The following is a 21400-nucleotide window of genomic DNA, read 5'->3' as shown; positions in this document are numbered from 1 at the left end:
GCCTGTCAGGCATAACACGCTCCGTGGGGACATGTGCCCCGTGGAGGGCAGGCTCCGACACCCCTGGGGCACAACACGGCAGCGCCCGGACAGGTCGTGCCGCAGAAGCGGCCGCGGGCCGGCTGGGCACGGGGGGCGAAACGGCGGCGGGCTCGCCGGGCCGGGTCGTCAGCCGACCTGGAACCAGGTCGGCTGACGACCACCGATCAGCCTGCCCGACACCGTCTGCCGGCAGGCCCGACAGACCAGCAGGCCGGACGAACCAGCCAGTGGGAAGGGTCAGGGCCTGGCGAAGGTCAGCGGGCGGGTCAGCGGGCGGCGAGGGGCTGGCGGGCCGGGTCGACCGGGGCCGGCAGGTCACCCACCCCACCCAGGTAGGAGTGGATCGCCGCGGCGGCGGCCCGCCCCTCGGCGATCGCCCACACGATGAGCGACGCGCCCCGGTGCATGTCCCCGGCAACGAAGACGCCGTCGGCGTCGGTCTGCCAGTCGGGGCGGGCGTCGACCGCGCCCCGGGCGTTGCGGGTCACCCCGAACTGGGCCAGCAGCGGCTGCTCCTCGGTGCCCTCGAAGCCGATGGCCAGCAGCACCAGGTCGGCCGGGAGTTCCCGCTCGGAGCCGGGCAGCGCGGTGACGATCCGTCGGCCGTCCCGCCGCTCCACCGTCACCTCGGCGATCCGGACGCCCTTGACCTGGCCGGTGCCGTCGTCCACGAACTCCTGCACCGCCACCGCGAAGACCCGCTCACCGCCCTCCTCGTGCGCCGGGTAGTTGCGCAGCACCCACGGCCAGGTCGGCCACGGGTCCCGCTCGGCGTCGCGGCCGTGCGGCGGCTCGGGGTAGAGGTCGAGCTGGTGGACACCGGCCGCGCCCTGCCGGTGGGCCACGCCCAGGCAGTCGGCGGCGGTGTCGCCACCACCGATGATCACCACGTGCTTGCCGGCCGCGTCGATCGGCGCGCCGTCGGGCAGCACCGCCGGGGCGGGCCGGCCGTCCCCGGCCGCCGCGACCACCCGGTTGGCGGCGACCAGGTGGGTCATCGCCTGGTGCACGCCGCGCAGCGGCCGACCGGGCGTCTCCGGGGTGTCCCGCCCCTGGAGTGCGCCACACGCCAGCAGCACCGCGTCGTGCCGGGCCCGCAGCTCCTCGGCGGTCACGTCGACACCGACGTTCACCCCGGTGCGGAACTGCACGCCCTCGGCGGCGAGTTGGGCCAGCCGCCTGTCGATGTGCTGCTTCTCCAGCTTGAAGTCGGGGATGCCGTAGCGGAGCAGACCACCGATCGCGTCGTCCCGCTCGTACACGGTGACGGCGTGACCGGCGCGGGCGAGTTGCTGGGCGGCGGCGAGCCCGGCGGGCCCGGAGCCGACCACGGCGACCGACCGCCCGGTCGACGCCGGCACCGGGCGGGGATTCAGCCCGCCCCGGGCCACCGCCGCGTCGGCGATCTCCACCTCGACCTGCTTGATGGTGACCGGCTGCTGGCCGCCCAGGCCCAGCACGCAGGCCGCCTCGCACGGAGCCGGGCAGAGCCGGCCGGTGAACTCGGGGAAGTTGTTGGTGGCGTGCAGCGAATCGACCGCGGCGTCCCAACTGCCGGTGCGGACCAGGTCGTTCCAGTCCGGGATGCGGTTGCCCAACGGACAGCCGTCGTGGCAGAACGGGATGCCGCAGTCCATGCACCGGGTGGCCTGCTCGCGGATCAGCTCCTCCCCGGCGGGCGGATAGACCTCCCGCCAGTCGGTGATCCGCACCGCCACCGGTCGACGGGCCGGCAGCCGCCGCTCGTAGCGCAGGAAACCGTTCGGGTCAGGCACGAGCCACCTCCTGGGCGACCACCCGCGGGACGGGCGGCACCGACGCGGTCAGCGCAGACATGACCGCGTCGTCGACGTCGCGGCCGGCGGCTTCGGCGGCCTTCATGATCTCCATCACCCGGCGGTAGTCCCTCGGGACCACGGCCGTGAACTCCTGTACCGCATCCGGCCAGCGCTTGAGCAGCTCCGCGCCGATCGCCGAGTCGGTCTCGGCGACGTGCCGCTGCACCAGGTCGTGCAGCAGCTCCCGCTCGGCGTCACGCAGCGGGGACAGGTCGACCAGCTCCGTGTTGACCCGCCCGGTGTCGAGCCGGTGCACGTACGCCGTACCGCCGGACATGCCGGCGGCGAAGTTGCGACCGGTCTCGCCGAGCACCACCACCGTGCCACCGGTCATGTACTCGCAGCCGTGGTCGCCGACGCCCTCGACGACGGTCACCGCGCCGGAGTTGCGGACCGCGAACCGCTCCCCCACCCGGCCGCGCAGGAACAGCTCGCCGCCGGTGGCCCCGTACAGGATGGTGTTGCCCGCGATGATCTGGTCCTCGGCGCGCTGCCCGGTGGCGGCCTCGGGGTCGACGAACGGCGCGGCGGCGTCCGGGCGGACCACGATCCGGCCGCCGGAGAGCCCCTTGCCGACGTAGTCGTTGGCGTCGCCGTGCAGCCGCAGTGTCACCCCGCGCGGCAGGAACGCGCCGAAGGACTGCCCGGCGGTGCCGCGCAGCACGAACTCGACGGTGTCGTCGGGCAGGCCGGCGCCGCCGTGCCGGCGGGTCACCTCGCCGCCGAGCATCGCGCCGACGCTGCGGTGCTCGTTGCGCACCGCCACCTCCACCCGGACCGGGCTGCCGTCGCGCAGCGCCGGCTCGGCCAGCGCGATCAGCTCGTTGTCCAGGGCCTGCGCCAGACCGTGGTCCTGGGCGCGGATGCCCCGCCGGGCAGCTCCCTCCGGCAACTGGGGGGTGTGCAGCACGCGGGCCAGGTCGAGGCCGTGGCCCTTCCAGTGGTCGATCGCCGGTACGACGTCGAGCACCTCGGTCTGCCCGATCGCCTCTTCGATGCTGCGGAAGCCCAACTCGGCCAGGTAGCCGCGGACCTCCTCGGCGAGGAAGAGGAAGAAGTTCTCCACGAACTCCGGCCGGCCGGTGAAGCGCTCGCGCAGCACCGGGTTCTGGGTGGCGATGCCGACCGGACAGGTGTCGAGGTGGCAGACCCGCATCATCACGCAGCCCTCGACGATCAGCGGGGCGGTGGCGAAGCCGAACTCCTCCGCGCCGAGCAGCGCCGCGACCAGGACGTCCCGGCCGGTCTTGAGCTGCCCGTCGACCTGCACGGTGACCCGGTCGCGCAGCTTGTTGAGCAGCAGCGTCTGCTGCGCCTCGGCCAGGCCCAGCTCCCACGGGGTGCCGGCGTGCTTGAGCGAGTTGAGCGGGGACGCGCCGGTGCCGCCGTCGTGCCCGGAGATCAGGATGACGTCGGCCTTGAGTTTGGCGACCCCGGCCGCGACGGTGCCCACACCGACCTCGCTGACCAGCTTGACGTGCACCCGGGCGGCCGGGTTGACGCACTTGAGGTCGTGCACGAGCTGGGCGAGGTCCTCGATGGAGTAGATGTCGTGGTGCGGCGGCGGGGAGATCAGGCCGACGCCGGGGGTGGCGTGCCGGGTGCGGGCGATCCACGGCCACACCTTGTTGCCGGGCAGCTGCCCACCCTCGCCGGGCTTCGCGCCCTGCGCCATCTTGATCTGGAGGTCGTCGGCGTTGACCAGGTATTCGCTGGTCACCCCGAAGCGTCCGCTGGCGATCTGCTTGACCGCCGAGCGGCGGGCCGGGTCGTGCAGCCGGTCGACGTCCTCGCCGCCCTCGCCGGTGTTGGACTTGCCGCCGAGGCGGTTCATCGCGATGGCCAGGGTCTCGTGCGCCTCCGCCGAGATCGACCCGTACGACATGGCGCCGGTGGCGAACCGCTTGACGATCTCGGTGGCCGGCTCGACCTCCTCGATCGGCACCGCCGGGCGCAGCCCGGTCCGCAGGGTGAACAGCCCGCGCAGGGAACCGGCCTGCGCGGCCAGCTCGTCGACCTTGGCGGTGTACTGGCGGAACACGTCGTACTGCCGGCTGCGGGTGGCGTGCTGGAGCAGGAAGACCGTCTCCGGGTTGAACAGGTGCAGCTCACCCTCGCGCCGCCACTGGTACTCGCCGCCCACCTCCAGCCGGGTGGAGCCGACGGTGCCGGGCGTCGGCCAGGCCTGCGCGTGCCGGGCGGCGACCTCGGTGTGGATCCCGGCCAGCCCGATCCCGCCGATGGTGCTGGGGGTGCCCCGGAAGTAGCGGTCGACCAGCCGGGTGTCCAGGCCGACGGCCTCGAAGACCTGCGCGCCACAGTACGACGACACCGTCGAGATGCCCATCTTGGACATGATCTTGAGGACGCCCTTGCCGAGCGCCTTGACGTAGTTGCGGACCGCCTTGCCCGGCTCCACCCCGACCAGCGCCCCGGTGGCGATCATGTCCTCCACCGACTCGAAGGCCAGGTAGGGGTTGACCGCCGCCGCGCCGTACCCGATGAGCACCGCCGCGTGGTGCACCTCGCGGCAGTCACCGGACTCCACGACCAGCGCGACCTGGGTCCGGGTCTGCTCCCGCACCAGGTGCTGGTGCACCGCCGCGGTCAGCAGCAGCGACGGGATCGGCGCCAGGTCGGCGTTGGAGTCCCGGTCGGACAGCACCAGGATGCGTACGCCGTCCTCGATCGCCTCGGAGACGTGCCGGCAGATCTCGGTCAGCCGGGCCTTGATGCCGGCCCCGCCGTCGCGGAGGCGGTAGAGGCCGGAGACCCGGACCGCCTTGAAGCCGGGCAGGTCGCCGTCCTCGTCGACGGAGAGGATCTTCGCCAGCTCGTCGTTGTCGATCACCGGGTAGGGCAGCACGATCTGCCGGCAGCTCGCCGCACCCGGGTCCAGCAGGTTGCCCTCCGGGCCGATGGTCGACGCCAGACTGGTCACCAACTCCTCCCGGATCGCGTCCAGCGGCGGGTTGGTGACCTGGGCGAAAAGCTGGTGGAAGTAGTCGTAGAGCAGCCGGGGCCGGGTCGACAGCGGCGCGATCGGGGTGTCGGTGCCCATCGAGCCCAGTGGCTCCGCCCCGGTACGGGCCATCGGGGCGAGCAGGATCTTCAGCTCCTCCTCGGTGTAGCCGAAGGTCTGCTGCCGGCGACGCACCGAGTCGTGGGTGTAGACCACGTGCTCCCGGGCGGGCAGGTCACCGAGGTCGATCAGGCCGGCGTGCAGCCACTCGTCGTACGGCTGGGCGGCTGCCAACTCGGTCTTGATCTCGTCGTCCGAGACGATCCGGCCGTTGACCGTGTCGACCAGGAACATCCGGCCCGGCTGGAGGCGGCCCTTGGCGACCACCGTGGCCGGGTCGAGGTCGAGCACGCCCGCCTCGCTGCCCAGCACCACCAGCCCGTCGGAGGTCCGCCACCAGCGGCCCGGCCGCAGGCCGTTGCGGTCCAGCACCGCCCCGACGATCTCGCCGTCGGTGAAGGCGACCGACGCCGGTCCGTCCCACGGCTCCATCAGGCTGGCGTGGAACCGGTAGAACGCGCGCTTGTCCGGGCGCATCGCCGGGTCGTTCTCCCAGGCCTCCGGGATCATCATCAGCACCGCGTGCGGCAGGCTCCGGCCGGCCAGGTGCAGCAGCTCCAACACCTCGTCGAAGTTGGCCGAGTCGGAGGCGGCCGGGGTGCAGACCGGGAACACCCGGCGGATGTTGCCGGGCAGGTGCGGGCTGCGCAGCAGCGCCTCGCGGGCCTGCATCCAGTTCCGGTTGCCGCGGATCGTGTTGATCTCGCCGTTGTGCGCGATGAACCGGTACGGGTGTGCCAGCGGCCAGGACGGGAACGTGTTGGTGGAGAACCGGGAGTGCACCAGCGCGATCGCGCTGTCGACCCGCTCGTCGGTCAGCTCCGGGAAGTACTCCGGCAGCTGGTCGGGGGTGAGCATGCCCTTCCAGGTCATCGTCCGCGCCGACAGCGACGGGAAGTAGGCGGTCACCCCCCGCTCGGCGGTCTCCCGCTCGGCCTGCTTGCGCACGCAGAACGCCACCCGGTCCAGGTCGATGCCGGACAGCGGGGAGCCGGCCGGGCCGGCCGGGGTGTCGGTGAGCCGGTGCGCGGCCAGGAAGAGCTGCCGGATACGGGGCATCGCCGCCAGCGCGGTCTCACCCAGCCCGCTCGGGTCGGTCGGCACGTCGCGCCAGCCGAGCACCTCGGCCCCCTCGACGAGGGCGTACTTCTCCACCACCTGACGGGCGCGGGCCTCACCGCCGTCGTCGTCGGGCAGGAAGACCAGGCCGGTGGCGTACTGGCCGGCCGGGGGCAGCGGGAAGTCCACCACCGCGCGCAGGAACGCGTCCGGCACCTGGATCATGATGCCCGCGCCGTCGCCGGTGTTCTGCTCGGCGCCCCGGGCGCCGCGATGGTCGAGCCGGCAGAGAGCGCCGAGGCCGTTCGCCACCACCGCGTGGGAGCGCCGCCCGTAGAGGTCGGCCACGAAGGCCACCCCGCACGCGTCGTGCTCGTGCGCCGGGTCGTACAGACCGGTCGCGGAAGGGACCGGCTGCGGGCTGTGCGGGTACGGAAGGGCCACCGGGTCTCCTGTCGTCACTCAGGTTGTTTCATGGTCGGGACGACGTCGGCCCTGGGCGGTCTGTTGAGTCTACGTTAGGGCGACCCGGGCAGGGCCAGTGCGGATTGATCACACCTTCCAGACTCTGGGACGTGTAGTCTCGCGCGGTGGATCCTGCGCACCGCGACCTGTTCGACCGGTTGGAACGCTTCTACGACGCGGTGCCCCGGGACGCCGCCCGCGCCGAGGAACACGGTGGTCTGGTGCTGTTCGCGCGGGAAGGGGCCGGTTGGCCGTTCTATGCCCGCCCCCGCCTCGACGCCGACACGCCACCGTCGCTGGCCGACCTGCACACCGTCCGGGAACGCCAGCGTGAGCTGGGCCTGCCCGAGGCGTTCGAGTGGGTGCACGAGACCACCCCGGACCTGCTCGCCACCGCCCGGGCCGCCGGCCTGAGCGTGCTGCAGGCCCCGCTGATGGTCCTCGACCCACAGGCCGAACCGTCCGACCCGGCGACGCTCACCGACGTACCGGTGCGGGTGCTGGACCCGGACGCGCCCGGCTTCGCGCTCGACGTGGCGGCCCGGCGCGCGGTCGCCGCGGTCGGGTTCTCCGCCGCCGGCACCGTCCCCGGCGACGCCGGCCCGGCCGAACGGGACGCCGCGATGACCGAACTGGACGTGGCCGCGCTGGACGAGGAGCGGGCCGCGATCGCCGCCGGCCGCCGGCTGTCGGCGGTAGCCGGGACGCCGGACGACGGCGCGCTGGCCAGCGGGATGGCGATGCGGGTCGACGACGTCGCCGAGATCGCCGGGGTGGCCACCCTGCCGGCCGCCCGCCGCCGGGGGCTCGCCGCCGCGGTCACCGCCACCCTGGCCCGCACCCTGCGGGCCGCCGGCACCGACCTGGTCTTCCTCTCCGCCGGCAGCGAGGACGTCGCCCGGATCTACCTGCGCGTCGGCTTCCGCCGTATCGGCACCGCCTGCATAGCCGAACCCACCGCCCTCATCTGACCCCCACCCCCGCACTGCCCCCGGTGATCAAGAGGTTTGCGGGTTGATCAAGAGGTTTGCGTCACCTCGCGCGCTCACCGTGACGCAAACCTCTTGATCACCGCCCGAAGGCGGCCACCGCCGCAGGGCGGCCACCGCCCGAAGGCGGCGGGGCGGGCGCGGGAGGCAGCGGTTCAGAGGGTGGGGGGACGCCAGGTGGCGGCGGTGGCGGCGGCGCCGGAGAGCAGGCGGGGGGTGATCGTGCCGAGGGCCGCGTCACGGGCGCGCAGGGCCAGCCGACCCCGGGTCTGGAGCACCGCCGACATCCGCCGGGTCTGCCGGACCACGGTGGCCGCGCGGGGACGCCGCACCCGGTCGTACGCCAGCACGGCGTCGGGGAGCCGGGACTCGCGCAGCAACGACGACAGGGTGGCCGCGTCCTCGAACGCCAGGCAGGCGCCCTGCCCCAGGTGCGGCGGCATGGCGTGGGCGGCGTCGCCGAGCAGCACCACCCCGCCCGGCCCGGCCGGGAAGCCGTACGCCCGGGGCAGCGGACGCAGCTCCCGGATCTCCTGCTGCACCAGGTCGGCGGGTTCGGTGGCGGCCAGCAGCTCACCGATCGGCGCGGGCCAGCCGGCGTACCAGCGTTGCAGCAGGGCGAGCTGGGTCTGCGGTGGCTCCGGCCGGGGCGCACCGGCGGCGGTGGCCACCCAGTAGACGCCACCCCGGCGGGACGCCCCGGAGGAGCCGCGCTCCCCCAGCGAGGCGGCCACGAACCGGTAGCCGGCGCCCAGCACCTCACCCCCGACCGGCTGGTCGGCCGGCAGGGGTGCCCGGTACCAGGGGATCACCGCCCGCCAGGAGGCACAGCCGGAGCTGACCACGGCGGCCTCGGGGGCGAGCTGGCGACGCAGCACGCTGTCCGTGCCGTCGGCGGCGACCACCAGGTCCGCCTCGACGAACTGGCCGTTGCACCCCACCCCGGGCCGCTCGGCGGCATCGGCCCGGACGTGGTCCACGGCGACCCCGGTACGCAGTTCGACCCGGTCACCGAGGCCGGCGATCAGCGCGTCGTGCAGGTCCTCCCGGTGCACCACCACCGGCATCCGGTCGGCCGGGGTGGGGCGGGGCTGCACCAGCCAGTGGCCGTCGGGGCGGCGGATACCGCCGTCGGGCAGCGGGGTCGCGATGGCGTCCAGGCCGGCACCGACGCCGAGCACCTGCAACGCGCGTACCCCGTTGGGCCACAGCACCACGGCGGTGGGTTCGGGGCGCACCCGGTCGGCCCGTTCCAGCAGGGTTACCCGCCACCCGGAGCGGGCGAGCGCGCCGGCCACCGCCAGACCGCCGAGGCCCGCGCCGACCACCACCGCGCTGCGCACGCCGCGCCCGCTCAGCTGTCCCGGTCGGTGGACCGGCCGGCGGCACCGGCGGACCGGTCGGCTCCGGCGGGCCCGTCGCCGCTGTCGGCCCCGGAAGGCCGGTCGTCGGCGTCGGCGTCGGTGGGCCGGTCGTCGGTGTCACCGTCCCGCGACCCGGCTGACCGGTCGTCGGCTGCCGGATCGCCCGGTGCCTCGGGCAGCACCCCACGTTCCCGGTACGCGGTGAACTGTTCCTCGTCGACCACCCGGTACCCCGCCGGCGGAGCCGTCGGGGACCCCTTCCCGGTGGCGGAGAGGTCGACCTGGGAGACGTCGCCACCGTCACCGGCGGGTCCGGAGGCGGGGGTGGGGAGCGGGATCAGGTACTCGCGGGCCCCCCGTACCCGCAGGAAGTAGATCAACGCGCCGACGAAGACCAACCCGGCGGTCCACACGTTGAGCCGCAGGCCGAGGATGCGGTTCGCCTCGTCGGTGCGCATCAGCTCGATCCAGAACCGGCCGGCGGTGTAACCCATCACGTAGAGCGCGAAGGCCCGGCCGCGTCCCAGCTTGAACCGCCGGTCCAGGGCGAACACCAGACCGGCGACACCGAGGTTCCACAGCGCCTCGTAGGCGAACGTCGGATGGTAGAGGCCGGGTTCCAGGATGGGCTGGTTGGCGTCGTCGCGCAGCGCGTGCCCGGGGTTGTCCGGGTCCATCCGGTGGATCTCCAGGCCCCACGGCAGGGTGGTCCGCCCGCCGTACAGCTCGTTGTTGAACCAGTTGCCGAGCCGACCCACCGCCTGGGCCAACGGCAGGCCCGGGGCCAGGGCGTCGGCCACCACCGTCAGCGGGATGCCGAGCTGCCGGGCGGCGATCCAGGCGCCGACCGCGCCACCGGCCACGGCCCCCCAGATGCCGAGACCGCCCTCCCAGATGGCGAACGCCTTCCACGGGTCGCCGCCGGTGCCGAAATACTTCTCGGGTGAGGTGACGACGTGGTAGATCCGGGCGCCGATGATGCCGGTCGGGACCGCCCACACCGCGATGTCGAGCACCGCGCCGGGGGCGACGCCCCGCTGGCGCAGCCGGTGCTCGGTCACCAGGCAGGCGACCACGATGCCGGCGACGATGCAGAGGGCGTACGCCCGCAGCGGGACCGGCCCGAGCTGCCAGACGGCGGTGGTCGGGCTGGGCAGCGCCGCCAGGGGCGTCATCGAGACGAGGGTCACGGGTGCACAGGCTACCGCTGCGGACGCCCGCCGTGGCACCCCGGTCCGGTCAGAGCCCCGGCCCGACCGGCCGCGCGGCGGTCCGGCCCGGTGATCCGCGCGCGTCGCCCCGGCCCGTGGCACGGCGGTGCGCCGTCGTCGGGAGACCGGTCGGGTCACCGGCGCGCCCGTGCGATCGCCCCCGGGCCGGGGGCGGGCGGGTCAGCGGGCCGGGTTGCGGACGCCCTCGGCGAGTTCGGCGGAGAGGGTACGCAGGGCGGCCAGCCCCGCGTCGAGGTCCGGCGCGTCCAGCAGCCGGCGGATCAGCGCGCTGCCCACGATCACCCCGTCGGCGTACCCGGCGACGGTGGCCGCCTGCGCGCCGGTGCCGACGCCGAGCCCCACCCCGACGGGCAGCTCGCTGGCCTCCCGCACCCGGGAGACCAGCACCGGTGCGGCGTCGGAGGTCTGCGACCGGGCCCCGGTGACCCCCATGATGGCGGTGGCGTAGACGAAGCCCCGGCAGTGCTCGACGGTCATCCGCAGCCGCGCGTCGGTCGACGACGGGGAGACCAGGAACGTCCGGTCCAGGCCGTACGCGTCCGAGGCGGCCAGCCACTCGCCGGCCTCCTCGGGGATCAGGTCCGGGGTGATCAGGCCGGTGCCCCCGGCGGCGGCCAGGTCACGGGCGAACGCGTCCACCCCGTACTGCTCGATCGGGTTCCAGTAGGTCATGGTGACCACCGGGGCGCCGGTGGCCGCGACCGCCTCGATGATGCGCAGCGTGTCGGCGGTACGGACGCCACCGGCCAGGGCGATGTCGCTGGCCTTCTGGATCACCGGGCCGTCCATCACCGGGTCGGAGTAGGGGATCTCCACCTCGATGACGTCCACCCCGGCCTCGACCATCGCGGTCATCGCGGCGATGCTGCCCTCGACGGTGGGGAACCCGGCCGGCATGCAGCCGACCAGGACGGCCCGCCCGTCGGCGCGGGCCTTGTCGAAGGCCACCCCGATCCGGCTCACGGTCTCACTGCTCCTTGTCGAGGATGCCGAAGTATTCACCGGCGGTGTGCACGTCCTTGTCGCCCCGGCCGGAGAGGTTGACCACCAGGACCGGTTCCCGGCCCAGTTCGGCGGCGAGCTGCGGGGCGATCTGCACCGCGCCGGCCAGGGCGTGCGCGCTCTCGATCGCCGGGATGATCCCCTCGGTGCGGCAGAGCAGCTCGAACGCGGCCATCGCCTCGGCGTCGGTCACCGGCTGGTAGCGGGCCCGTCCGGTGTCGTGCAGCCAGGCGTGCTCCGGGCCGACCCCGGGGTAGTCCAGGCCGGCGGAGATGGAGTGCGACTCGATGGTCTGGCCGTCGGCGTTCTGGAGCACGTAGGTGCGGGTGCCGTGCAGCACCCCGGAGGTGCCGCCGGTGATGCTGGCCGCGTGCCGGCCGGTCTCCACGCCCTCGCCGCCGGCCTCGAAGCCGTACAGCCGCACCTCGGTGTCGGGGACGAACGCGTGGAAGATGCCCAGCGCGTTGGAGCCGCCGCCGACGCAGGCCAGCACCGCGTCGGGCAGCGCGCCGGTCAGGTCGAGGCACTGCCGGCGGGCCTCGTCGCCGATGCCGCGCACGAAGTCCCGGACCAGCTCCGGGAACGGGTGCGGCCCGGCGGCGGTGCCGATCAGGTAGTGGGTGTCGTCGACGTTGGCGACCCAGTCCCGCATCGCCTCGTTCATCGCGTCCTTGAGGGTGCGCGAGCCGGTGGTCACCGGGATCACGGTGGCCCCCAGCATCCGCATCCGGGCCACGTTGAGCGCCTGCCGCTCGGTGTCCACCTCGCCCATGTAGACCACGCACTCGAGGTCGAACAGGGCTGCTGCGGTGGCGGTGGCCACCCCGTGTTGGCCGGCGCCGGTCTCGGCGATCACCCGGCGCTTGCCCATCCGCCGGGTGAGCAGCGCCTGGCCCAGCACGTTGCGCACCTTGTGCGCGCCGGTGTGGTTGAGGTCCTCCCGCTTGAGCAGCACCCGGGCGCCGACCTTGGCGGAGAACCGCTCGGCGGGGTAGAGCAGCGAGGGGGTGCCGGCGTAGTCGCGCAGCAGGGCGTCGAACTCGGCGCGGAACTCCTCGTCGGTCATCGCCTTGCGGTACGCGGCGTCCAGCTCGTCGAGCGCCGCGACCAGCGCCTCGGGGACGAACCGGCCACCGAAACGGCCGAAGTGACCGGCGGAGTCGGGGAACCGCTCGACCGCCTCGTCGGCGCTCATGCCGCCGCTCCCCGGCCGGTCGCGCGCCGACGCACCGTCGCGTCGCCGGTGACGAATCGCTCGCTCATCGCGATGTCCTCTCGCTGCGCGGATCTGCCCGTCGGGGTCAGCGCGCCGGGCGGGGCGTGGCCGGGTGGTTCCCGGCGTTGACCAGCTCGGCGACCGCCTCGCGGGGGCTCTTCTGGGTGACCAGCCCCTCGCCCACCAGCACGGCGTCGGCGCCGGCCGAGGCGTACCGGATCAGGTCGTGCGGGCCCCGCACCCCCGACTCGGCGATCTTGACGACGCTGCTGGGCAGGCCGGGGGCGATCCGCTCGAACACCGACCGGTCGACCTCCAGGGTACGCAGGTCGCGGGCGTTGACCCCGATCACCTGCGCGCCGGCCTCCAGGGCCCGGTCGGCCTCCTCCTCGGTGTGCACCTCGACCAGCGCGCACATGCCCAGCGACTCGATCCGCTCCAGCAGCCCGACCAGGGCGTTCTGCTCCAGCGCGGCGACGATCAGCAGCACCAGGTCGGCACCGTGCGCGCGCGCCTCGTGCACCTGGTAGCTGGAGACCACGAAGTCCTTACGCAGGACCGGCACCTGCACGGCGGCCCGGACGGCCGCCAGGTCGTCGAGGGAACCGCCGAACCAGCGCCCCTCGGTCAGCACACTGATCGCCCGGGCGCCGCCGGAGGCGTACTCGCCGGCCAGCTCGGCCGGGTCGGCGATCTCGGCCAGCCGTCCCCGGCTCGGCGAGGAACGCTTCACCTCGGCGATCACGGCCACGCCCGGCTTGCGCAGGGCCGCGTACGCGTCCAGCGGTGGCGGCGCGGCGGCGGCCAGTTCGCGCAGCCGCTCCAGCGGAAGCTGCTCCTGCCGCCGGGCCACGTCCTCGCGGACGCCGGCCAGGATCTCGTCGAGCACGCTTGCGGACGCCGCCGAACCGGCCCCGTCCCCCTCTGCGTGCGCATGCTCAGCAGTCACCAACGGACTCCCCTCTCCGGGTGTCATGGGCCGATGCTAGGGGGCGCCACCTGGCGACAGACGCCGGGGGTATGGCGCTCCTCACGAGATGGGCTGTGGCATGATGCCGGACCTCCGGTGAACGGAATGTCACGCAGCGCCACCAGGCCCGTCGGTGGGTGTCATCGACACCCGTCGTCCGGGCCGCCCCGGACCATCGATCGATGCCCATACGCTATGAGATCACGTCCGGGCCCGGCGCGCAGCTCGACCGGTCCGGCCCGACGGCTGTGACCAAGCTCAAGGAGGGCCCCGCAACGCAGGTGGGGGCCGTTGACCGGGCCGTCACCCGGGCGAAACGTGAGCCCGGCAGCATCGGTGTCGGGCAGACTCGACGATGCGCCTGCCCACCATCGGATCTCATCGTGCGGGGTGACCTATGAGCACTGCGGGGCCGAACGCCGGCATCGGACTCACCACCATCTCCCGGACCGTCGCCTCGCTGGCCGTCGAGGTGGTGCACACCGTCGAACGCGTCGTGGTGGGCGAGGGGCGGGTGCGTACCGCGCGGGGCAACGCCTGGGAGGCGGTCTGCGCCGACCGGGCCCGCGCCGACCAGCGCGCCGCCCTGGACCGCCTGGTCGCCGAGCTGGCCGCCAGCCGGGCCGCGACCCGGGACCGGCAGGCCGCCCGCGCGCCGCAGCCGGTCAGCTGACCGTCGGGTCCTCACCCCGGTCGAGCGCGTCCCACGCCTCCCGGTTGCCGCCCTCGGCGATCGACCGGCCACCCGACCGGGCCGGCCCGGCGGAGCGGACCGTCCGCTCGTAACGCGCGCCCATCGCCGGCCAGGCCGCGCCGCGCCGCGCGGTGAGCAGCCCTCCGCCGGCCGCCACCAGCCCGCCGAGCAGGCAGAGCGCCGGCCACTGCCGGTGCACCTCGACGCCGCCGGTGGCGACCAGCCCGTAGCCGCCACCGGCCGCCACCGCCAGGCCGAGCAGGGCGACCAGGCCACCCAGCAGCCGTCGCACCCGCCCCCGGGTGGCCAGCACCGCGCCGCCGCCGGCCAACGCGACGAGCGCCAACGCCGACAGCCACGGCAGCAGGTCCGCCCCGGACCGCTCCTGCCGGCTCGGCGGCAACGTCCCCCGGGCGAGCACCTCCACCGACCAGGTCCGGGTCGCCGCCCAGGCCGCCAGACCGGCGCCGGCCAGACAGAGCAGCACCGCGTACGTCAGCTCACGCCGGCCGGTCGACGGGCCGTCGGCCGTCGTCGTCGCGGTGGCCCCGGTGCCGTTCACCGCGCCGGTCGCAGGGTCTCGGCGGCGGCGATGGCGGCCAGCACGGCGGCGGCCTTGTTCCGGGTCTCCTGGTCCTCGGCGGCCGGATCGGAATCGGCCACCACCCCCGCCCCGGCCTGCACGTACGCCCGGCCGTCGCGGATCAGCGCGGTCCGGATCGCGATCGCCATGTCGAGGTCGCCACCGAACCCGAAGTAGCCCACGGTGCCGCCGTAGAGGCCCCGGCGCACCGGCTCCAACCCTTCGATGATCTCCATGGCCCGCACCTTCGGCGCCCCGGACAGGGTGCCGGCGGGGAAGGTGGCGGCCAGCGCGTCGAACGCCGTCCGGTCCTCGCGCAGGGTGCCCACCACCGTCGAGACGATGTGCATCACGTGGCTGTACCGCTCGATGGTGGCGAACTCCGGCACCTGCACGGTGCCCGGCCGGCACACTCGACCCAGGTCGTTGCGGCCCAGGTCGACCAGCATCACGTGCTCGGCGCGTTCCTTCGGGTCGGCCAGCAGCTCGGTGGCCAGCCGGGCGTCGGCCACCGGGGTGGCCCCGCGCGGCCGGGTCCCGGCGATCGGGTGCAGCATCGCCCGGCGCTGCCCGTCGGTGTCGGCGTTGACCTTGAGGTGCGCCTCCGGGGACGAGCCGACGATGTCGAACCCGTCGAAGCGCAGCAGGTACATGTACGGGCTCGGGTTGGTGGTCCGCAGCACCCGGTAGACGTCCAGCGGGTCGGCGTCGGTGGCCCGCTCGAAGCGCTGGGCCAGCACGATCTGGAAGCACTCGCCGGCCCGGATCGCCTCCTTCGCCGCCTCGACCGCCTTCGGGTACCCGCCGTCCGGGGTCCGGCTGACCACGTCACCGGCCGGCGGCCGGCCCACCGTCGAGATCATGGGCGGAATCGGTCGGGACAGCGCGGTGGTCATCGCGTCGAGCCGTCCCACCGCGTGGTGGTAGGCGGCGGTGACCCGCTCGACCCGGTCCGGGTCATCCAGCGGCGGCAGCACCGCGTTGGCGACCAGGATCGCCGACCCGTCGTAGTGGTCCAGCACCACCAGATCGGTGGCGAGCATCATGCCCAGCTCCGGCAGGCCGAGGTCGTCCTCGGTCAGCTCGGGCAGCCGCTCGAACCGGCGGATCAGGTCGTACCCCAGGTAGCCCACCATGCCGCCGGTCAGCGGCGGCAGACCGGCGGCCGGGTCCGGGGTCCCACCGGCGAGCGCCGCGACGGTCTCCCGCAGCACGTGCACCGGGTCGCCGGAGACCGGCACGCCGGGCGGCGGGGTGCCGGTCCACTGCGCGACGCCGTCCCGTTCGACCAGGGTGGCGCTGCTGCGCACCCCGATGAACGAGTAGCGCGACCAGGCCATGCCGGCCGAGCCGACGCCCTGCTCGGCGGACTCCAGCAGGAAGGTGCCCGGCCCGCCGGCCAGCTTGCGGTAGACCCCCACCGGGGTCTCCGCGTCGGCCAGCAGCCGACGGGTCACCGGCACCACCCGCCACCGGGCCGCCGCCTCGACGAAGCCCGCCAGGTCGGGGCTGAGCGCGCCGTCGGTCATCAGGACGCTCCCCGCTCGGAGGTGACCGGGAGTTCGGTGAAGAAGCAGGTGCGCTCACCGGTGTGGCAGGCCGCGCCGACCTGGTCCACGCCGACCAGCAGCGCGTCGCCGTCGCAGTCCAGCGCCACCGAGCGGACGTACTGGTGGTGGCCGGAGGTGGCGCCCTTGACCCAGTACTCCTGCCGGCTGCGCGACCAGTAGGTGGCCCGGCCGGTGGTGAGGGTGCGGTGCAGCGCCTCGTCGTCCATCCAGGCGACCATCAGCACCTCGCCGGTGTCGTGCTGGCGCACGACCGCGGCGACCAGGCCGTCCGGGGTGCGGCGCAGCCGGGCGGCGACGGCCGGGTCGAGACGGGAGGGGCGGACCGCGCCACCGGGTCCGCCGTCGCGGGGGGAAGAGTCAGGTACGGGCACAGTTACCGATTGTCCCGCACGCGGTGCGGGCACCTGCGGGCCGTCCCCGACCGCCCGGGACAGCTGGGCGACGTACCGCTCCAGCCGGCCGTCGCACAGGGCGCGGGCGAGGTCCGGGCCGGCGGTCTCGGCGACCCGTTCCGCGTACGGGCGCACCAGCGGGAGCACCCCGCTGACCAGGCGGGCGGCGGCGACACCGACCTCGACGGTGCCGGCGGGGCGTACCCCCAGGCAGAGCAGCATGTCGTCGCGGTAGCCGGGCGGTGCGACCGGCAGGTCCAGGGCGGCGGCGAAGGCGGCCCGGCGGGACGCAACCCGAACCCCCGGGTTGGCCGGGCGCAGCACGGACGGGCAGAGCCGGGCCAGGTCGGCGGCGGCCAGCCGGACGCCGGGCGGGTCGTCGGCAGCCAGCGCCCCCGCCACCTTGCCGAGGGTGGCCACCAGCTCCTCCAGGCGGGGCTGGTCGGCGGGCTGGCAGAGCACCGGCAGGTCGATGCGGCGACGCCAGGTGGGGTCGGCCCAGAGCAGCCGGGTGGGGGTGGTCACCGGCAGCCCGAACGCCCAGTCGGCGGGTTCGCCGAGCCGGTCGACCCAGGTGCGGACGTCCCGGGCGGCCACCGACACGTGCACGATCCGCCCGTCGACCTCGGCGAGGTAGGCCCGGCGGGCGTCGTACGGCTTCCCGGTTGGCCACCGGCCACGCGCGGACCCGCCCGGTGGGTCGACCGGGTCGGTCGCCGCGCCGCGCCGCGTGCCACCCGCCCGGCCCGGTGGGTCGGCCGGCGCGGACCGGCCCGCCGCACCGGGCTGCCCGGGTGCGACGGGCGCGGTCGACGTGCAGCCCGGACCGGGCCCGTCCGGCGGTGTCGCCGGGGTGGGCCCGGTCGTGCTCACCAGGACGTCGAGGTCGACGTCGCTGTACGCGGTGGCGGCCCGCCGGGCGTGGCTGCCACGCAGCAGGATCCCGACCACCGGGTGCTCGGCGGACGCGCGCAGCCGGTCGGTCCAGTCGGCCAGGAAAGCGGCCTCCGGCAACGGAGCGTGATCCACCGCGCCATCGTGCCGTAGGTCCGATCGGGGCGCAATGCCCGAAGGCGGACTTCCTGTCCGGTCCGAAGGCTAGCGCCCGGTCCGAAGCCAAGTGTCCGAAGATGTCGATCGATCGGCTAGTGCCCGACCGTCCGCATCCCGGCCGCCGGATACCGTTCGCCGGCCACCGCGTCGACGGGGACCGCCTCCCGCAGCCGGGCCTGCTGGTCGGCGGTGAGCCGCAGGTCGGCGGCGGCGGCGTTCTCCTCCAGGTAGCGGACCCGCTTGGTGCCGGGGATCGGCAGCACGTCCTCGCCCTGGGCGAGCAGCCAGGCCAGGGCGGCCTGGGCCGGCGTGCAGCCGATCTCCTCGGCCACCGCCCGCACGGCGGCCACCAGCCGCAGGTTGGCGTCGAGGCTGTCCGCCGCGAAGCGGGGTGCCGCCGCCCGCCAGTCACCCTCGGTGAGCTGGTCCCGGCCGGTGATCGCCCCGGTGAGCAACCCCCGCCCGACCGGCGAGTACGCCACCAGCGCCACCTGAAGCTCCCGGCAGGTGTCCAGCATCTCCCCCTCGACGTCCCGGGTGAACAGGGAGTACTCCATCTGGACGGCCGCGATCGGGTGCACCGCGTGGGCCGCGCGCAGTGTCGCCGGGCTGACCTCCGACAGGCCGAGCAGGCGTACCTTGCCCGCCGCGACCAGGTCGGCCATCGCCGTGACGGTCTCCTCGATCGGGGTGCCCGGGTCGCGGCGGTGCAGGTAGTACAGGTCGACGGTGTCCACGCCGAGCCGGCCGAGGGAGGCGTCGCAGGCCTCGCGGGCCCAGGCGGCGCTGCTGTCGACGTACGCCCCGGAGCCGTCGGCGTGGGGCCGGTTGCCGAACTTGGTGGCCAGGAAGACCTCGTCGCGGCGGGCCCGTACCACCGGGGCGAGCAGCCGCTCGTTGGCGCCGAAGCCGTACATGTCGGCGGTGTCGAGGTGGTTGACGCCCAGGTCGAGGGCGCGGTGCAGGGTACGCGTCGACTCGGCGTCGTCCTGCCCGCCGTAGGCGAAGCTCATGCCCATGCAGCCCAGTCCGATGGCGGAGACCTCCGGACCGTCCACCCCGATCCGTCGACGGATCATCGTCCCTCCTCCGTGCAGCCGTAGGTTTCGATCTTGTAGTTGAGCACCTTGAGGTCCTCCTCCAGTTCGGCCATCCGGGTCAGTACCCGGACCCGGTGGGCCTCGAACAGCGCCCGTCGGGCGGCCCGCGTCCGGTCGCCCTGGCGGGCCAGTTCGGCGTACCGGCGCATGTCGCGCACCGGCATCCCGGTGCGGCGCAGCCGGGTGATCAGCACCAGCCAGTTCAGGTCGGCCTCGGTGTAGCGGCGGCGGCCGGCCGAGTCGCGGCCGACCGGAGCGACCAGCCCCTCCTGTTCGTACCAGCGCAGCGTGTAGGTGGTCAGGCCGACCCGGGCCGCCGCCTCGCCGACCGACAGGCCTCTCTCCCGCGTGCTGATGTCCACGTGCCCCAGGTTCTCAGTTCGAGCGCGCTCGAAGTCAACCGTTGCGCACCACCGGGTAATTCAACTAGCGTTGATTTCAACAAGCGATGAGTTTTTGGGAGGTGCGATGGACGACGCCATCGCCGTCCGCGACCTCGTCGTCGACCGGGGTCGACGACGGGTGCTGGACGGCATCGGTTGCACGGTGCCGCGCGGCACGGTCACCGGGCTGCTCGGCCCGAGCGGCAGCGGCAAGACCACCCTGATGCGGGCCGTCGTCGGGGTGCAGACGATCAGCTCCGGCACGGTCACCGTGCTCGGCCATCCGGCCGGCGCGGCCGAGCTGCGCCACCGGGTCGGCTACCTGACCCAGGCGCCCAGCGTCTACGCCGACCTGACCGTCCGGGAGAACGCCCGCTACTTCGCCACCCTCCAGGGGCGCAGCGCCGCCGACGCCGACGCGGCGGTCACCGACGTCGGCCTGTCCGCCGCCGCCGGCCAACTGGTCGGCACCCTCTCCGGCGGGCAACGCAGCCGGGCCTCGCTGGCCTGCGCGCTGGTCGGCGAGCCGGAACTGGTCGTCCTCGACGAACCCACCGTCGGGCAGGACCCGGTGCTGCGGGCCGACCTGTGGGCCCGGTTCCACGCCCTGGCCGCCGCCGGCACCACCCTGCTGGTGTCCAGCCACGTGATGGACGAGGCGGCCCGCTGCGACCGGCTGCTGCTGATCCGCCACGGCCGGCTGATCGCCGACGACACCCCCGACGCGGTCCGCGCCGCCACCGGGGTGGACGACCTGGAGGAGGCGTTCCTGCGGCTGATCCGGGCCGCCGGGGCGGAGCCGACGGGCACCGGGGAGGCGGCGTGAACCCGACGATCCTGGCCGCCACCACCGGGCGCATCCTGCGTCAGCTACGGCACGACCGGCGTACGGTGGCGCTGCTGGTGGTGGTGCCGACGGTGCTGCTCACCCTGGTCTACTTCATGTACGCCGACCAGCCGGCCCCGCCCGGTGCGCCGTCCCCCTTCGACCGGGTGGCCCTGGTGATGCTGGGCTTCTTCCCGTTCATCATCATGTTCCTGGTGACGAGCATCGCGATGCTGCGGGAACGCACCAGCGGGACGCTGGAGCGGCTGCTCACCACCCCGCTGGGCAAGCTCGACCTGCTGTTCGGCTACGGCATCGCGTTCGGGCTGGCCGGGGTGGTGCAGTCGACCGTCGCCGCCGCGGCGGCGTACCGGCTGCTCGGGTTGACCACCGCCGGGTCCGCCGGGCTGGTCGTGCTGATCGCCGCGGTCAACGCGGTGCTGGCCGTCGCGCTGGGGCTGTTCTGCAGCGCCTTCGCCCGCACCGAGTTCCAGGCGGTGCAGTTCATGCCGGTCGTGGTCGCCCCGCAACTGCTGCTGTGCGGGTTGTTCGTGCCCCGCGACCAGATGGCCGGCTGGCTCCAGGCGGTCAGCGACGCGCTGCCCCTGTCGTACGCGGTGGAGGCCCTCCAGGAGGTCGGCGCGCACTCCGCACCGACCGGCCTGATGTGGCGGGACGTGTCGATCGTGGCCGGCGCGGCGGTGCTGGCCCTGGTGCTGGCGGCGGCGACCCTGCGCCGGCGCAGCGGGTGAGCCCGGTGGCCCGACGCACCGGCCGCCGCCCCGGCAACCAGGACACCCGGGAGGCGATCCTCGCCGCCGCCCGGTCGGCGTTCGCCGAACGCGGCTTCGACGCGGCCCCGATCCGGCAGATCGCCACCGCCGCCGGGGTCGATCCGGCCCTGGTGCACCACTACTTCGGCAGCAAGGAGGAGCTGTTCCGGGCCACCGTCGACATCCCCGTCGACCCGGCCGCGCTGCTGCCCGCCGTGCTGGCCGGCGACCCGGACGGGATCGGCGAGCGGCTCGTCCGCACGTTCCTCGGGGTGTGGGACTCGCCGGCCGGTGGGGCGGCGGCGGCGCTGCTGCGTTCGGCGGCCAACAGCGAGTGGACGGCCCGGCTGATGCGCGAGTTCCTGACCACCCAGGTGCTGCGCCGGGTGCTCGACCAGCTCGACCTCGACCCGGCGGAACGGCCGCTGCGCGGCGCCCTGGTGGCCACCCAGATGATCGGGCTGGCCATGATGCGCTACGTCATCCGCCTCGAACCGGTCGCCTCCGCCACCCCCGACACCCTGGCCGCAACCCTCGGCCCCACCATCCACCGCTACCTCACCGCCCCCCTCCCCCACCCACCCACCGCCCCACCACCCGCCACTCCGGCTCGGTGATCAAGAGGTTCGCGTCACGCCGGTCGGGCGGGTTCGACCGGTCTGTGCAAGTGATCGTTGATCACGGTATGGATCGGTCGAAGGAGTGGGGATGGCGCGGGCGCATGTGTTGACAGCGGGTCATCGGCAGGTGATTGAGCATCTGTGGG

Annotated in this window: 17 protein-coding genes and 1 pseudogene; 5 read left to right on the top strand and 13 right to left on the bottom strand. The window is 74.3% G+C overall.

Going from position 1 to position 21400, the window contains the following annotated elements:
* Window positions 1–308 precede the first annotated feature (308 nt).
* Together JQX11_RS17345 and gltB are read right to left on the bottom strand one after the other, a co-directional pair.
* Entirely contained in the window at window positions 309–1817 is a 1509-nt protein-coding gene (locus JQX11_RS17345) for a glutamate synthase subunit beta (protein WP_204926012.1), read from the bottom strand.
* Window positions 1810–6465 (bottom strand): glutamate synthase large subunit, encoded by a 4656-nt coding sequence (gltB, locus tag JQX11_RS17340; protein WP_204926011.1) that lies wholly within the window; start codon window positions 6463–6465, stop codon window positions 1810–1812. Before gltB ends, JQX11_RS17345 begins: the two co-directional genes overlap by 8 nt.
* A 146-nt stretch (window positions 6466–6611) precedes the next feature.
* Here gltB and JQX11_RS17335 point away from each other — a divergent pair, with 146 nt between their 5' ends.
* Entirely contained in the window at window positions 6612–7457 is an 846-nt protein-coding gene (locus tag JQX11_RS17335) for a GNAT family N-acetyltransferase (RefSeq protein ID WP_204926010.1), read from the top strand.
* 173 nt (window positions 7458–7630) lie between these two features.
* Here JQX11_RS17335 and JQX11_RS17330 read toward each other — a convergent pair whose 3' ends face one another.
* From JQX11_RS17330 to trpC, 5 genes are all read right to left on the bottom strand, one after another.
* The gene (locus JQX11_RS17330) at window positions 7631–8818 is read right to left on the bottom strand and encodes an FAD-dependent oxidoreductase (protein WP_204926009.1); all 1188 of its coding nucleotides are present in this window, start codon (window positions 8816–8818) and stop codon (window positions 7631–7633) included.
* Window positions 8819–8829: 11 nt separating this feature from the next.
* Complete coding sequence (lgt, locus tag JQX11_RS17325) at window positions 8830–10029, bottom strand: prolipoprotein diacylglyceryl transferase (RefSeq protein ID WP_204926008.1); 1200 nt, start codon at window positions 10027–10029, stop codon at window positions 8830–8832.
* 201 nt (window positions 10030–10230) lie between these two features.
* Entirely contained in the window at window positions 10231–11034 is an 804-nt protein-coding gene (gene trpA / locus JQX11_RS17320) for a tryptophan synthase subunit alpha (RefSeq protein ID WP_204926007.1), read from the bottom strand.
* A gap of 4 nt (window positions 11035–11038) precedes the next feature.
* A complete protein-coding gene (gene trpB / locus JQX11_RS17315) occupies window positions 11039–12268 on the bottom strand; it encodes a tryptophan synthase subunit beta (RefSeq protein WP_204926006.1) in 1230 nt (409 codons plus the stop codon).
* Between the two features lie 106 nt (window positions 12269–12374).
* Window positions 12375–13178, bottom strand: a complete 804-nt coding sequence (trpC, locus tag JQX11_RS17310; RefSeq protein ID WP_176738808.1) for an indole-3-glycerol phosphate synthase TrpC — start codon at window positions 13176–13178, stop codon at window positions 12375–12377.
* Window positions 13179–13656: 478 nt separating this feature from the next.
* Here trpC and JQX11_RS17305 point away from each other — a divergent pair, with 478 nt between their 5' ends.
* Window positions 13657–13932: a hypothetical protein gene (locus tag JQX11_RS17305; protein ID WP_088643080.1), complete on the top strand. Its 276-nt coding sequence runs from the start codon at window positions 13657–13659 to the stop codon at window positions 13930–13932.
* Here the strand turns inward: JQX11_RS17305 and JQX11_RS17300 are convergent.
* The 6 genes and pseudogenes from JQX11_RS17300 to JQX11_RS17280 form a co-directional block, all read right to left on the bottom strand.
* Window positions 13925–14515: a Trp biosynthesis-associated membrane protein gene (locus tag JQX11_RS17300; RefSeq protein ID WP_204926005.1), complete on the bottom strand. Its 591-nt coding sequence runs from the start codon at window positions 14513–14515 to the stop codon at window positions 13925–13927. The two genes, JQX11_RS17305 and JQX11_RS17300, sit on opposite strands and share 8 nt — an antisense overlap.
* Window positions 14512–16065, bottom strand: coding sequence for an anthranilate synthase component I (locus JQX11_RS17295; protein WP_204926004.1), 1554 nt, complete (start codon window positions 16063–16065; stop codon window positions 14512–14514). Before JQX11_RS17295 ends, JQX11_RS17300 begins: the two co-directional genes overlap by 4 nt.
* Window positions 16065–16511: a phosphoribosyl-AMP cyclohydrolase gene (gene hisI / locus JQX11_RS33610; protein WP_372444609.1), complete on the bottom strand. Its 447-nt coding sequence runs from the start codon at window positions 16509–16511 to the stop codon at window positions 16065–16067. The genes JQX11_RS17295 and hisI overlap by 1 nt, the downstream gene beginning before the upstream one ends.
* A 144-nt stretch (window positions 16512–16655) precedes the next feature.
* Window positions 16656–16919 (bottom strand): annotated as a pseudogene (locus tag JQX11_RS33605) (phosphoribosyl-AMP cyclohydrolase); the annotation flags it as partial.
* A gap of 725 nt (window positions 16920–17644) precedes the next feature.
* Complete coding sequence (locus tag JQX11_RS17285; protein ID WP_204926002.1) at window positions 17645–18631, bottom strand: aldo/keto reductase; 987 nt, start codon at window positions 18629–18631, stop codon at window positions 17645–17647.
* Window positions 18628–19014, bottom strand: coding sequence for a MerR family transcriptional regulator (locus JQX11_RS17280; protein WP_204926001.1), 387 nt, complete (start codon window positions 19012–19014; stop codon window positions 18628–18630). Before JQX11_RS17280 ends, JQX11_RS17285 begins: the two co-directional genes overlap by 4 nt.
* A 106-nt stretch (window positions 19015–19120) precedes the next feature.
* Here JQX11_RS17280 and JQX11_RS17275 point away from each other — a divergent pair, with 106 nt between their 5' ends.
* From JQX11_RS17275 to JQX11_RS17265, 3 genes are read left to right on the top strand one after another with little or no spacing between them, the layout of a single operon-like run.
* Entirely contained in the window at window positions 19121–19861 is a 741-nt protein-coding gene (locus JQX11_RS17275) for an ABC transporter ATP-binding protein (protein WP_204926000.1), read from the top strand.
* A complete protein-coding gene (locus JQX11_RS17270; RefSeq protein ID WP_088643074.1) occupies window positions 19858–20613 on the top strand; it encodes an ABC transporter permease in 756 nt (251 codons plus the stop codon). Before JQX11_RS17275 ends, JQX11_RS17270 begins: the two co-directional genes overlap by 4 nt.
* Window positions 20614–20618: 5 nt before the next feature.
* The gene (locus JQX11_RS17265) at window positions 20619–21251 is read left to right on the top strand and encodes a TetR/AcrR family transcriptional regulator (RefSeq protein ID WP_204925999.1); all 633 of its coding nucleotides are present in this window, start codon (window positions 20619–20621) and stop codon (window positions 21249–21251) included.
* The last annotated feature ends 149 nt before the right edge of the window (window positions 21252–21400 follow it).

The sequence above is a fragment of the Micromonospora humida genome (assembly GCF_016901255.1).
GTDB lineage: Bacteria > Actinomycetota > Actinomycetes > Mycobacteriales > Micromonosporaceae > Micromonospora > Micromonospora wenchangensis.
This window is presented reverse-complemented; position numbering and strand designations above follow the sequence as displayed.